This is a genomic window from Pseudomonas sp. IT-P74 (genome assembly GCF_949768175.1).
In the GTDB taxonomy this organism is placed as follows: Bacteria; Pseudomonadota; Gammaproteobacteria; order Pseudomonadales; family Pseudomonadaceae; genus Aquipseudomonas.
The window spans coordinates 1-293 of record NZ_CATKQD010000072.1; the positions used below are offsets into that span (position 1 = coordinate 1).

1 protein-coding gene is annotated in these 293 nt (G+C 61.1%); it reads left to right on the forward strand.

From position 1 onward, the window contains the following. Positions 1–293: Ig-like domain-containing protein (locus ACM6J5_RS24225; RefSeq protein ID WP_414929484.1), on the forward strand; the 293-nt coding region annotated here is incomplete at both ends.

The window sequence follows — 293 nt, forward strand, 5'->3', positions numbered from 1 at the left end:
ACCGATTCCAACAACTATGCCGTCGACACCATGCGCCCGACGGCTACCATCGTGGTCGCGGACACGGCGCTGGCGGTGGGCGAAACCTCGGTGGTGACTATCACCTTTTCCGAGGCGGTGACCGGCTTTACCACGGCCGATCTGACGGTGAGCAACGGTACGCTGAGCAATCTCAGCACCAGCGATAACATCACTTATACCGCGACATTCACGCCAACGGTTGGCATCACCGACACCACCAACCTGATCACCCTGGACAACAGCGGTGTGATCGACGGGGCGGGCAACGCCGG